The organism is Pseudomonas sp. Ant30-3 (assembly GCF_000690905.1).
GTDB lineage: Bacteria > Pseudomonadota > Gammaproteobacteria > Pseudomonadales > Pseudomonadaceae > Aquipseudomonas.
In genome coordinates, this window is the sequence record NZ_JMCL01000038.1 from 1 (window position 1) to 13,508 (window position 13,508).

Consider the following 13,508-nt stretch of genomic DNA (forward strand, 5'->3'; position numbering starts at 1 on the left):
GGGTTTACCCCCGTTCGATTGCGAAGCAATCGCAAACCTGTCACCCCATTCTCATGCGAGATATAGGCGGCTGGTTTTGGGGGCGCTTCGCACCCCAACGGGGGTAAACCCCCTCGCCACAAAAGCTCGCTCCTACACGGCATCAACATTCCGAAGGGACAAGCACAAAAGCTCGCTCCTACAGGGGGATCATTTTCCTGGAGGACAAACAACAAGGGGGCGAATTTTCATCCGCCCCCTGTTTGTCCGCTTACTCTTGCGGTTCTTCGTCTGCGGCGGCGTCGAGTTGCTGGTCTTCGACTGCGTCGTCGATCACGACCTCACCGTCGAACACTGCACCTTCTTCGCCCTCCTCGCCTTCGAGCTCTTCGCCCTCGACTTCCGATGGCTCCTGAACCCGTTCCAGACCGACCAGCGTTTCGTCGCTGGCCAGTTTGATCAGGGTCACGCCTTGGGTGTTACGACCCAGGCTGGAGACTTCGTCGACGCGAGTACGCACCAGTGTGCCCTGGTCGGAAATCAGCATGATCTCCTCACCGTCGAGCACCTGGACCGCGCCGACCAGACGGCCGTTACGGTCGTTGCTGACCATGGCGATAACGCCCTGACCGCCACGCTTGTACTCAGGGAACTCGGCGATCGCCGTGCGCTTGCCGTAACCACGGGCCGACGCAGTGAGGATCTCGCTGCCTTCTTCCGGGATCAGCATGGAAATCAGCTTCTGCCCTTCCGGCAGGCGCATGCCGCGCACACCACGAGCGGTACGGCCCATGGCACGAACGTCGGTTTCCTTGAAGCGTGTCACTTTACCGCCGTCGGAGAACAGCATGACTTCGCGCTCGCCATCGGTGATGGCGGCAGAAATCAGTACGTCACCTTCGTCCAGCTCCAGCGCGATCAGGCCGACGCTGCGTTGACGGCTGAAGGATTCCAGCGGGGTCTTCTTCACGGTGCCTTTGGCGGTGGCCATGAAGATGAAGTGACCTTCGGTGTATTCCTCGACCGGCAGCATGGTGGTGATGTATTCATCACTGTCCAGCGGCAGCAGGTTGACCAGCGGACGACCACGGGCAGCGCGGGAGGCCTCCGGGATTTCGTAGGTTTTCAGCCAGTACACCTTGCCTTTGCTGGAGAACAGCAGCAGCGTGGTGTGGCTGTTGGCGACCAGCAGGTGCGCGATGTAGTCCTCGTCCTTGACGCCGGTAGCCGATTTGCCTTTGCCGCCACGACGCTGAGCCTGGTACGCAGCCAATGGCTGGGTCTTGGCGTAGCCACCGTGGGAAATGGTCACGACGCGCTCTTCTTCCGGGATCATGTCACCCAAGGTCAGGTCGAGACGGGCATCGAGGATCTCGGTGCGACGCACGTCGCCGTATTCGGCGCGGATCACTTCCAGTTCTTCGCGGATCACTTCCATCAGGCGCGTGGCGCTGCTGAGGATGCGGATCAGTTCGCCGATCTGGTTGAGGATCTCTTGGTACTCGGCCAGCAGCTTCTCGTGTTCCAGACCAGTCAGACGGTGCAGGCGCAGTTCGAGAATCGCTTGCGCCTGTTCCGGCGACAGGAAGTACTTGCCTTCACGCAGGCCGTATTGCGGATCGAGGGTCTCGGGACGGCACGAATCGGCACCGGCGCGTTCAACCATCGCGACCACGGCGGACGATTCCCACGCGGTCTTGATCAGCGCTTCCTTGGCTTCCGACGGCGTCGGCGAAGCCTTGATCAGGGCGATGACCGGGTCGATGTTCGACAGGGCAACCGCTTGACCTTCGAGGATGTGACCACGCTCGCGTGCTTTACGCAGTTCGAACACGGTGCGGCGGGTGACGACTTCGCGACGGTGACGAACGAAGGCTTCCAGCAGGTCCTTGAGGTTAAGGATGCGAGGACGGCCGTCGATCAGCGCGACGATGTTGATACCGAACACCGCCTGCAGCTGGGTCTGGGCGTAGAGGTTGTTGAGGATCACCTCAGGCACTTCGCCGCGACGCAGTTCGATCACGACGCGCATACCGTCCTTGTCGGACTCGTCGCGCAGTTCGGTGATGCCTTCCAGCTTCTTCTCTTTAACCAGCTCGGCGATCTTCTCGATCAGACGGGCCTTGTTCAGCTGGTACGGGAGTTCGGTGATGACGATCTGCTGACGGCCACCGACCTTATCGATGTCTTCGATGGTCGAGCGGGCGCGCATGTAAATGCGGCCGCGACCGGTGCGGTAGGCTTCGATGATGCCGGCGCGACCGTTGATGATCGCGGCGGTCGGGAAGTCCGGACCGGGGATGTATTGCATGAGCTCATCGATGGTCAACTCGGGGTTGTCGATGAGTGCCAGGCAACCGTCGATGACTTCACCGAGGTTGTGTGGCGGGATGTTGGTCGCCATGCCCACGGCAATACCGCTGGAGCCGTTGACCAGCAGGTTGGGAATACGGGTCGGCATGACCGCGGGGATCATTTCGGTGCCGTCGTAGTTCGGCACCCAGTCCACGGTTTCTTTGTGCAGGTCAGCCAGCAGCTCGTGCGCCAGCTTGGTCATGCGCACTTCGGTGTATCGCATGGCCGCGGCGTTGTCGCCGTCCACCGAACCGAAGTTGCCCTGACCGTCCACCAGCAGGTAGCGCAGCGAGAATGGCTGTGCCATCCGAACGATGGTGTCGTACACCGCGGTATCACCGTGCGGGTGATACTTACCGATCACGTCACCGACAACACGGGCAGATTTCTTGTACGGCTTGTTGAAGTCGTTGCCCAGCTCGCTCATCGCGAACAGCACACGCCGGTGCACGGGCTTCAAGCCATCGCGCGCATCCGGCAGTGCCCGCCCGACAATTACGCTCATCGCGTAGTCGAGGTAGGACTGCTTCAGCTCGTCTTCGATATTGACCGGGAGGATTTCTTTGGCCAGTTCGCCCATGAGAAGCCTGATTCCTTTTTCTGGTGAAACCTCGTCACATCCATATGGGACGAACGAAGCTCGCCGCTGCAGGCTGAGTGCCATGCAACGACTTACGACAAATCAACGATTTATGCCATGGATCTGCGCAGTAAAGGCAGCCACATCGGGCTACCTTGGAAACCGCCGAATGTTATCACAAGAGCCGCCACGCACCTATCCCCCAGATGCGCATGGAGTGTAGTTAGTTGAGTGGTGAGGGGCTGATAGGGGATCAGAGGGGCTTAGAGCTGCGCTGAATGTAAAAAAACGGTCTGGTTCGGGGAGATTTGTTGCCTTTAATGGCCTCATCACCAGCAGGCTGGCTCCCACAGTATCGGAGTCGATTGCAAATCCTGTGGGAGCCAGCCTGCTGGCGATGGCGATTTACCAAACGCCAGATATCATCAATGCAACCGCTTGCGACACATCAACTGCGCCATCTTCGCCGTATCCGGCCGCTCGACGATGCCCTTTTCGGTGACGATCACATCGATCAGGTCCGCAGGCGTTACGTCGAACACTGGGTTGAACGCGTCGACATCCGCGCCGACCCGTTTGCCACCGACCTCCAGCAATTCGCCGCCGTCGCGCTCTTCGATCGGAATGTCGTCGCCGCTGGCGAGGTTCATGTCGATGGTCGAACTCGGCGCCACGACCATGAAGCGCACGCCGTGGTGCATGGCGTTCACCGCCAGTTGATAGGTGCCGATCTTGTTCGCCACGTCGCCATTGGCGGTGATACGGTCGGCGCCGACAATGACCCAGGTGATGCCTTTGGTCTTCATGATGTGCGCAGCGGCGGAGTCAGCGTTGAGCGTCACGGGAATGCCTTCGTTGGCCAGTTCCCACGCGGTCAGCCGCGAACCTTGCAGCCATGGACGGGTTTCATCGGCGTAAACCCGCTCGACCATGCCTTCAATAAATGCCCCGCGAATCACCCCCAGCGCTGTGCCGAAGCCACCGGTGGCGAGTGCGCCGGTATTGCAGTGAGTCAGGATGGTCTGCGCGTTGCCCTGATGCTTGCGGATCAGGTCGACACCGAGCTGCGCCATGGTCAGGTTGGCTTCACGATCACTTTCATGGATGGCGATGGCCTCGGCTTCCAGCACGGCCAGCGGATCGGCGTGCTTTTTCAGGCGGTCCAGCCGGTCGCGCATGCGAGCCAGCGCCCAGAACAGATTCACCGCCGTCGGACGCGAGTCGGCCAGCAGCGCGAAATCTTCTTCCAGCGCCGCATGCCAGTCGCCACCCTCGGCGAAGCGGGCCCGGGCGGCCAGCACCACCCCGTACGCCGCACTGATGCCAATCGCCGGCGCGCCGCGTACGACCATCGAGCGAATCGCCTCGGCCACGCCCGCCGCGCTGGTGTAGGCAATCCAGGTTTCCTCGAACGGCAGAATACGCTGGTCCAGCAGATACAGGGCGCCATCACGCCAATCGATGGCCTTCACCTTCTCCGCAGCCAACAGTCGATCGCGCATCCCACACCCCGTACTCAGTCACAAAGCCGCCGATTATAGCGAGCCCCCCGCGAAGACGCTCGGGTATACTTCGCCCTCTTTGACAAAAGCTCTGGAACCGCCTTCGATGCCAAACCCTGCCGCTGCGCTCGACCTGTTATTGCTGCCGACCTGGCTGGTACCCGTCGAACCTGCAGGCGTCGTCCTCAAGGAACACGGCGTAGGCATTCGTGACGGGCGCATTGTCTTTATCGGCCCACGTTCCGCCGCGCTGAAGCTTGAAGCAAGCGAAATCCGCGAATTGCCGGACGTGCTGCTCAGCCCCGGCCTGATCAATGCCCATGGTCATGCGGCGATGACGCTGTTTCGCGGCCTGGCCGATGATTTGCCGCTGATGACCTGGCTGGAAAATCACATCTGGCCGGCTGAAGCCAAGTGGGTCGATGAAGCGTTCGTGCGCGACGGCACCGATCTGGCCATCGCCGAGCAGATCAAAGGCGGTATCACCTGCTTTTCCGACATGTATTTTTTCCCGAAGGTGGCCAGCGAGCGAGTGCACAACAGCGGCATCCGCGCGCAAATCGCGATTCCGATCCTCGACTTTCCCATCCCCGGCGCCAGCTCGGCGGACGAAGCCATTCGTCAGGGCGTCGAATTGTTCACCGACCTCAAGCATCACGAACGCATCAAAGTGACATTCGGCCCGCATGCGCCTTACACCGTCGGCGATGAAAACCTTGAGAAGATCCGTGTGATTGCCGAGGAACTCGACGCGTCGATCCACATGCACGTGCACGAAACGGCATTCGAGGTGCAGCAGGCCGTCGAGCAGACGGGCGAACGGCCATTGGCCCGCCTCGAACGCCTTGGCCTGCTGGGCCCGCGCTTCCAGGCGGTGCACATGACCCAGATCAGCGAAGAAGACCTGGCGATGCTGGTAGAAAGCAACACCAATGTGATTCATTGTCCGGAGTCGAACCTTAAACTGGCCAGCGGTTTCTGCCCGGTCGAGCGTTTGTGGCAGGCGGGGGTCAATGTGGCGATTGGCACTGACGGCGCGGCCAGCAACAACGACCTCGACCTGCTTGGCGAAACCCGCACCGCTGCGCTGCTGGCGAAAGCGGTGGCCGGCTCGGCCACGGCGCTGGACGCCCACCGCGCACTGCGCATGGCCACGCTGAACGGCGCCCGCGCGCTGGGTATCGAAGCTGACGTAGGCTCGCTGGAAATCGGCAAGGCGGCAGACATGGTCGCGTTCGACCTGTCCGGGCTGGCGCAGCAACCAGTCTATGACCCGGTGTCGCAGCTTATATATGCCACCGGTCGCGACTGCGTGAAACATTTGTGGGTCGCCGGCAAGCCGTTGCTCGACGATCGCCGCCTGACACGCATGGACGAACAACAGCTGGCCGCGACCGCCAAGGCCTGGGGCCAACGCATCAGCGGTCAGAACGAATCGTAAGCCCCCCGGACCGAGTGCCGGGGCAACAGGATTTTTCAAGTTTTAGAGGATTGAACATGAGCAACGTCGACTACGCCGAGATCGCCAAATTCGAAGCGCTGGCCCATCGCTGGTGGGACCGCGAAAGCGAATTCAAGCCGCTGCACGACATCAACCCGCTGCGCGTCAACTGGATTGACGAGCGCGTCAGCCTGGCTGGCAAGAAAGTCCTCGACGTCGGTTGTGGCGGCGGCATTCTCAGCGAAGCCATGGCGCAGCGCGGCGCGACCGTGATGGGCATCGACATGGGCGAAGCGCCGCTGGCGGTGGCGCAGCTGCATCAACTGGAATCGGGCGTGACCGTCGAGTATCGGCAAATCACCGCCGAGGCTTTGGCTGAAGAAATGCCAGAGCAGTTCGACGTGGTGACGTGTCTGGAAATGCTCGAGCACGTGCCGGACCCGTCGTCGGTGATTCGCGCCTGCTACAAAATGGTCAAACCGGGCGGCCAGGTGTTCTTCTCCACCATCAACCGCAATCCCAAGGCTTACCTGTTCGCCATCGTCGGCGCTGAATACATCATGAAGTTGCTGCCGCGCGGCACGCACGACTTCAAGAAATTCATCCGCCCTTCCGAGCTGGGTGCCTGGAGCCGCATGGCGGGCCTGACCGTCAAGGACATCATTGGCCTGACTTACAACCCACTGACCAAACACTACAAACTGGCGTCCGATGTGGACGTCAATTACATGATCCAGACCCTGCGCGAGGAGTAAGGCGATGCGTCTCAGAGCGGTTCTTTTCGACATGGACGGCACGCTGCTCGACACCGCGCCGGACTTCATTGCGATCGCCCAGGCGATGCGCGCCGACCGTGGCCTGCCGCCGATCAACCCGCAGTACATTCGCGACGAAATTTCCGGTGGTGCGCGAGCGATGGTTGCCGCGACCTTTTCCATGGACCCCGAATCGCCGGGGTTCGAGGAACTGCGTCAGGAGTTTCTTGACCGGTACTTCAAGGGTTGCGCGGTGCATAGCCATCTGTTCGATGGCATGGCCGAAGTACTGGAGAAAATCGAGAAGGCCAATTTGATCTGGGGCGTGGTCACCAATAAGCCGGTGCGCTTCGCCGAGCCGATCATGCAGCAGCTGGGTTTGGCTGAGCGCTCGAAGGTGTTGATCTGCCCTGATCATGTGACCCACAGCAAGCCGGACCCTGAACCGCTGACGCTGGCGTGCAAGCTGCTGGATCTGGACCCGGCCAGCGTGTTGTTTATCGGCGATGATTTGCGCGACATCGAGTCTGGCCGTGATGCCGGGACCAAGACCTGCGCGGTGACGTACGGTTACATTCACCCGGATGACAACCCGAAGCACTGGGGCGCGGACGCCGTGATTGATCATCCGCTGGAGTTGCTTGGGGTGCTGGATAACGCGCTGTGCAGTTGCTGAGCAGCCGCGACTAATCCCGTGTAGCAGCTGCCGAAGGCTGCGTTTGTAACAGACACCGCGCTCCCTTGTAGCAGCTGCCGAAGGCTGCGTCCGACTGCGAAGCAGTCGCTAACACCGCACACCGGGACTGGCTCAGATATTGCGCAGTCTTTGTTTACGACCGCTTCGCAGTCGGACGCAGCCTTCGGCAGCTGCTACAGAAAGCGGTCTCTGGTACGGGGACGCAGCCTTCGGCAGCTGCTACAAGGGAACGTAGATAATTCCATGCAGCGAATCTGACACGCCGCAATTAGGGGTCTGAGGCCGCTTCGCGGCCCAACGGGGATAAATCCCCTCGCCACAGGTTCCCTGCACGATTTTGATGAGGTTCTTTATGTTTGATTATTCCGCCCGCCCCGAATTGCTCAAGGACCGGGTCATTCTGGTCACCGGTGCCGGTCGTGGCATCGGTGCGGCCGCTGCGAAGGCTTACGCCGCGCATGGCGCCACCGTTTTGTTGCTGGGCAAGACCGAAGCGAATCTGACTCAGGTCTACGACGAAATCGAAGCGGCGGGTCATCCGCAACCGGCCGTGATCCCGTTCAACCTCGAAACCGCCCAGCCGCATCAATACGATGAGCTGGCGGCGATGATTGAAACCGAGTTTGGCCACCTTGACGGCCTGCTGCACAACGCCTCGATCATTGGCCCGCGCACGCCGATCGAACAACTGTCCGGCGAAAATTTCATGCGGGTCATGCACGTCAACGTCAACGCGATGTTCATGCTCACCAGTACGCTGTTGCCATTGTTGAAGCTGTCGCAGGACGCTTCGGTGGTGTTCACCTCAAGCAGCGTCGGTCGCAAGGGTCGTGCCTATTGGGGCGCTTACGGCGTGTCCAAATTTGCCACCGAAGGCCTGATGCAAACCTTGGCGGACGAAGTAGACACCGTGGCACCGGTGCGCTCCAACAGTATCAATCCGGGCGCCACCCGCACCAGCATGCGCGCGCAGGCTTACCCCGGTGAGAACCCGCTGAACAACCCGACGCCTGAGGAGATCATGCCGGTCTACCTGTACTTGATGGGTCCGGACAGCACCGGCATCAACGGCCAGGCTTTCAACGCTCAGTAGTGCCACACGTCGCATTTGTTTCGCGACGAAAATTCGTCGCGAAACAAGAACAGCGTCGTAAATGAGCATGAAAGAAGTCAAATAAATGCCGCGTAAAACTTCCCAGAGCGTTTTCCAACTCTTCAAAACATTGATTTTGAAGAGTTTTTTATCGAATGAACTGAATGGCATAATTCCAGCTCTAATCCTGCTCAGACACGCCGTGTGACAGCAAATGGGGCGCCGCTTGAGTCGACAGATTACGTAAGTTCGACAAAGCAGATTAGACTTGTACGAAATGTCCTACGGGACTGACGGACCAGTACGACGCGCAGCCTAAAGCCGCTCTCACCCAGCCTGTAAGACAGCTTACTGCTTAGGGGCGACTGCTTTATGAAATCACCTTCCCAGACCAACGCAATTGACTTCGATAGCGCCAAATTGCAACGCCTGGGCTTTGGTCAACAGCCTGCCATTCTGGAGAGGCCGGTCAGTCTTGCGCAACTGCGCCAGCAATTGAGCCTGCAACTGCAAACGAGCCTGGAACCGCAGCGCATTCTGGGGCTTTTTTTCCGGGAGATTCAGCGACTGGTACCGCTCGATGCCTTGAGCTATACGCACAAGGCCAGCGACCTGCGCCTCGAGTTCGGCGTTCGCGGCCACCACTCGGTCAGCTACAGCCTCAGCCACGAAGGCGAGCATCTGGGCGAATTGGTGTTCCGCCGCAATCAACGGTTCAACGTGCAGGAACAGGCCAATCTCGAGTCGTTGCTGTCGGCGCTGCTGTACCCGATGCGCAACACCCTGCTCTATCGTGCGGCAACGCAAAGTGCGCTGCGTGATCCGCTGACCGACACCGGCAATCGCATCGCCATGGACCAGACGTTGCAACGGGAAATCGAAATGTCCCGGCGTCATCTGCAACCGTTGTCGCTGCTGATGCTCGACATCGACCACTTCAAACACATCAACGATACCCACGGGCACAGCGCCGGTGACGATGTGCTGCGAGCGGTGGCCGCGTCGATCAAAAGCCAGCTGCGCAACGTTGACATGGTGTTCCGTTTCGGTGGCGAAGAGTTTCTGATTCTGCTGTCGAACACCGGTCGCGAGGCCGCAGCGATGGTCGGTGAGCGTTTGCGCTACGCCGCGCAGGCACGCAAGTATTCTGCGGACGGCAACACCATAGAGCTGACGGTCAGCCTCGGTTGCTCGACCTTGCTGCCCGGCGAGTCGTCCGAAAGCCTGCTGCGCCGTGCCGACAGCGCGCTCTACGTGGCCAAGCGCGAAGGCCGTAACCGCTTGGCGATGGCGGGCTGAGACTGCGTCATAGCGGGCACGCACTGGGGCGGCCCGCGCCAGTCAACAATGGTTACCGCAGCGTCCCGCGCAATTCCCCTACCAAAGCTTGCAGCTTCACCGGCTCAGCCGCTTCTACCGCGACTGCCGGCCCGGCGACCAGCGTCACCCGCGACCATAACCGACGGAATATGCCTTTGTCGGGGTCGCGGCTGAAGAAACTCCCCCACAACCCCTGCAACGCCAACGGAATCACTGGCACGGGCGTCTCTTCGAGGATCCGCCGCAGCCCGCCCTTGAACTCGTTGATCTCGCCATCGACGGTCAACTTGCCTTCCGGAAAAATACACACCAGCTCGCCATCCTTCAGATAGCCGGCGATGCGCGTGAAGGCTTTTTCGTAAATCTGAATGTCTTCCTGACGCCCCGCGATCGGAATTGTCCCGGCCGTGCGAAAGATGAAGTTCAGCACCGGCAAATTGTAGATTTTGTAGTACATCACAAAGCGAATCGGCCTACGCACTGCGCCGCCAATCAGCAAGGCGTCGACGAAGGACACGTGATTGCACACCAGTAAAGCGGCGCCTTCGTCAGGGATCACATCGAGGTTGCGATGCTCCACGCGGTACATGGAGTGGCTGAGCAGCCAGATCATGAAGCGCATGCTGAACTCGGGGACGATTTTGAAGATATAAGCGTTGACGCCGATGTTGAGCAGCGAGACCACCAGAAACAACTGCGGAATCGACAACTTGGCCATGCTCAACAATACGATCGAGACAATGGCCGAGATCACCATGAACAGGGCATTGAGGATGTTATTGGCGGCAATCACCCGCGCCCGCTCGTTCTCCGGGGTGCGCGACTGAATCAACGCGTACAGCGGCACAATGTAGAAGCCACCGAAAATACCCAGACCCAGAATGTCGATCAACACCAGCCAGGTGTGGCCAAACCCAAGCACTTCAATCCAGCCGTGGCCGCTGACGCTGTCCGGTATTCCCCCGGAATGCCACCACAGCAGCAGGCCGAAGACGGTCAGACCGAACGAGCCGAACGGCACCAGACCGATCTCGACTTTGCGCCCCGAGAGCTTTTCACAGAGCAGCGAGCCGAGTGCGATACCGACCGAGAATACGGTAAGAATCAGTGTCACCACGGTTTCGTCGCCGTGCATCCACTCCTTCGCGTAGGCCGGGATTTGCGTCAGGTAAATCGCGCCGACAAACCAGAACCACGAGTTGCCGACAATCGAGCGTGATACCGCCGGCGTTTGCCCCAGGCCCAGCTTCAAGGTGGCCCAGGATTGACTGAAAATGTTCCAGTTCAGGCGCATTTCCGGCGTTGATGCGGCGGCACGTGGAATGCTGCGACTGGCCAGGTAACCGAGTACCGCGATGCCGACGATCGCTACGGACACGATGGGCGCGTACTGCGCCGACGACATCATGATCCCGGCGCCGATAGTGCCGGCGAGAATGGCCAGGAAGGTGCCCATTTCCACCAGGCCGTTGCCACCGACCAGCTCATCTTCATGCAACGCTTGCGGAAGAATGGAATATTTCACCGGCCCGAACAGCGCCGAGTGCGTGCCCATGGCGAACAGCGCCACCAGCATCAACGCCAGGTGATCGAACACAAAGCCGACGGCGCCGACCGCCATGATGGCGATTTCGCCGAGCTTGATCAGACGGATCAGCGCGTCCTTGGCGAACTTTTCGCCAAACTGCCCGGCCAGCGCCGAAAACAGAAAGAACGGCAAGATGAACAGCAGCGCACACAGGTTGACCCAGATCGAACGATCGCCCTCGATGGTCAACTTGTACAGAATGGCGAGGATCAGCGATTGTTTGAAGACATTGTCGTTGAACGCGCCGAGCGACTGGGTGATGAAAAAAGGCAGGAAGCGCCGGGTGCGGAGCAAGGCAAACTGTGAGGGGTGACTCATCTTCCGTGTGTCCCTTGTCTGGGTAGAGATTCAGATTCAGGGCCACACATTACCTAATCTTCGTGATTTATTTTGCTAATCCTGCAAGGCATGGCGAAACAAATAGTTCGCCGCGCCAGGCACCTTGCACGGTGCGCCGGGCGACGATCAGCCACATCACCGCCAGCATCGCCACCAGCGCACAACCGAAAACAGTAAAGAACGTCAGCTGCAAGGCGCTGGCGAGCTTTAACGTGGCCAGCGCATAAACGCCCAGTGGAAAGATGAAGCCCCACCAGCCGAGGTTGAAGGGAATGCCGGCACGCAGATAACGCACGGTGATCAGCAGCGCGATCAGCATCCACCACAGCCCAAACCCCCAGAGCAAAATTCCGCCGATCAGCCCCAGGCCGGCTGCCATTTCGCCGATACCGGGCAGGCCGTTGGCGGCGAAGATGGCCGGCGCATCGGCGCCCAGCAGCAACATGCCGAGCGCGCCAGTGCCGATGGGGCCGAGCGCCAGCCAGCTGGACGCCGCCATGCTGGCGGGTGGCAGTTTGTGCAGGGCCATGCGCAGCAACAGGATTGTCAGAATGCTGAAGGCCACGGGTAGGGAAAATGCCCAGAGTACGTAGCTGGTTACCAGCATCAGAAATTGTGAATGGCTATCGGCGAGGTGCGGAGCGAGCAAGCCTCCGCTGGCGGCCGCTACTTCCGCTGCTACGACTGGCAACAGCCAGACCGCCGTCATCTGGTCGATGCTGTGGTCCTGACGGGTGAACATCAGATAGGGGATCAGCACGCCGCAGGCCAGCGACATTGCTACATCCAGCCACCACAGCACTTCAGCGACCGCAATGACGCCCTCACCCCAACGCGGCACACCGAACAGCAGAGCACCGTTGATGAGGGTCGCCAGCCCCATCGGGATGGTGCCGAAAAACATCGAAACCGTTGAGTGGCCGAAGATGCGCCGCGCTTCGTCGAAGAACATTACCCAGCGCGCTGCATAGAGCGCAGTGAATGTGGTGAACAACAGGATGTTGAACAGCCACAGGGCTTCGGCCACGGCGTGAACACCGGAATTGGCGAACGGCAGTTGTGCGAGGGCCAGCGCGAGCACGCCGGTGCCCATGGTCGCCGCGAACCAGTTGGGGGTGAATTGGCGGATGACTTCGCTAGGGTGGTTTAAATGGCTGAAGGGTTTAAGCCGGGTTGCGCTGCATTTCATGGTGAACTCCTGTCCTCTGGAGAGGTGGAGTTAATGGTGGAACAGAATCGAATATCTATATAACGGGTAATATCTCTATAAGTTATCTGGTTTGTAGATATGGAGCATTTCAGTTTCTGAGATTGGGTCAGACACTGATCGGCGTTGGTTGGTCGAACGCCTTCCAAACTGTGGGAGCGGGCTTGCTCGCGAATGCGGTGGCTCAGCCCACAACACTACCGACTGACACACCGCCATCGCGGGCAAGCCCGGCTCCTACAGGGGTCGGCGGCGGCTGCCTTATCGCATTCCAAACTGTAGGAGTGAGCCTGCTCGCGAATGCGGTCGCTCAGCCGCCAACAATAGTGACTGACACACCGCCATCGCGGGCAAGCCCGGCTCCCACACTGATCGGCGGTGGTTGGCCGGACGCATTCCAAACTGTAGGAGCGAGCCTGCTCGCGAATGCGGTCGCTCAGCCGCCAACAGTAGCGACTGACACACCGCCATCGCGGGCAAGCCCGGCTCCTACAGGGGTCGGCGGCGGCTGACTTATCGCATTCCAAACTGTGGGAGCGGGCTTGCTCGCGAATGCGGTGGCTCAGCCCACAACACTACCGACTGACACACCGCCATCGCGGGCAAGCCCGGCTCCTACAGGGGTCGGCGGCGGCTGCCTTATCGCATTCCA

General features: G+C 60.0%; 9 protein-coding genes. 5 read left to right on the forward strand and 4 right to left on the reverse strand.

Annotated features, from left to right (window positions below; translation table 11 throughout):
* Positions 1-250: 250 nt before the first annotated feature.
* Both gyrA and mtnA read right to left on the reverse strand, forming a co-directional pair.
* Positions 251-2,914 carry a DNA gyrase subunit A gene (gene gyrA / locus DU29_RS0110440; RefSeq protein WP_028621642.1) on the reverse strand — a complete coding sequence of 888 codons (2,664 nt, stop codon included), beginning with the start codon at positions 2,912-2,914 and terminating at the stop codon, positions 251-253.
* Positions 2,915-3,339: 425 nt separating this feature from the next.
* Complete coding sequence (mtnA, locus tag DU29_RS0110445; protein WP_028621643.1) at positions 3,340-4,416, reverse strand: S-methyl-5-thioribose-1-phosphate isomerase; 1,077 nt, start codon at positions 4,414-4,416, stop codon at positions 3,340-3,342.
* Between the two features lie 106 nt (positions 4,417-4,522).
* Between mtnA and DU29_RS0110450 the strand changes: the two genes are divergently transcribed.
* The 5 genes from DU29_RS0110450 to DU29_RS0110470 all read left to right on the forward strand — a co-directional run bounded on the left by DU29_RS0110450 (position 4,523) and on the right by DU29_RS0110470 (position 9,701).
* Positions 4,523-5,857: a TRZ/ATZ family hydrolase gene (locus tag DU29_RS0110450; RefSeq protein WP_028621644.1), complete on the forward strand. Its 1,335-nt coding sequence runs from the start codon at positions 4,523-4,525 to the stop codon at positions 5,855-5,857.
* 56 nt (positions 5,858-5,913) lie between these two features.
* Positions 5,914-6,612, forward strand: a complete 699-nt coding sequence (gene ubiG, locus DU29_RS0110455) for a bifunctional 2-polyprenyl-6-hydroxyphenol methylase/3-demethylubiquinol 3-O-methyltransferase UbiG (protein WP_028621645.1) — start codon at positions 5,914-5,916, stop codon at positions 6,610-6,612.
* Between the two features lie 4 nt (positions 6,613-6,616).
* Positions 6,617-7,288 (forward strand): N-acetylmuramic acid 6-phosphate phosphatase MupP, encoded by a 672-nt coding sequence (mupP, locus tag DU29_RS0110460; RefSeq protein ID WP_028621646.1) that lies wholly within the window; start codon positions 6,617-6,619, stop codon positions 7,286-7,288.
* Between the two features lie 373 nt (positions 7,289-7,661).
* Positions 7,662-8,402 carry a YciK family oxidoreductase gene (locus DU29_RS0110465; protein ID WP_028621647.1) on the forward strand — a complete coding sequence of 247 codons (741 nt, stop codon included), beginning with the start codon at positions 7,662-7,664 and terminating at the stop codon, positions 8,400-8,402.
* Positions 8,403-8,774: 372 nt separating this feature from the next.
* Positions 8,775-9,701: a GGDEF domain-containing protein gene (locus tag DU29_RS0110470; protein ID WP_028621648.1), complete on the forward strand. Its 927-nt coding sequence runs from the start codon at positions 8,775-8,777 to the stop codon at positions 9,699-9,701.
* Positions 9,702-9,753: 52 nt separating this feature from the next.
* Here DU29_RS0110470 and DU29_RS0110475 read toward each other — a convergent pair whose 3' ends face one another.
* Together DU29_RS0110475 and DU29_RS0110480 are read right to left on the reverse strand one after the other, a co-directional pair.
* Positions 9,754-11,628 carry an MFS transporter gene (locus DU29_RS0110475; protein WP_028621649.1) on the reverse strand — a complete coding sequence of 625 codons (1,875 nt, stop codon included), beginning with the start codon at positions 11,626-11,628 and terminating at the stop codon, positions 9,754-9,756.
* A gap of 67 nt (positions 11,629-11,695) precedes the next feature.
* Positions 11,696-12,838 carry a TDT family transporter gene (locus DU29_RS0110480; RefSeq protein ID WP_028621650.1) on the reverse strand — a complete coding sequence of 381 codons (1,143 nt, stop codon included), beginning with the start codon at positions 12,836-12,838 and terminating at the stop codon, positions 11,696-11,698.
* Positions 12,839-13,508 lie beyond the last annotated feature (670 nt).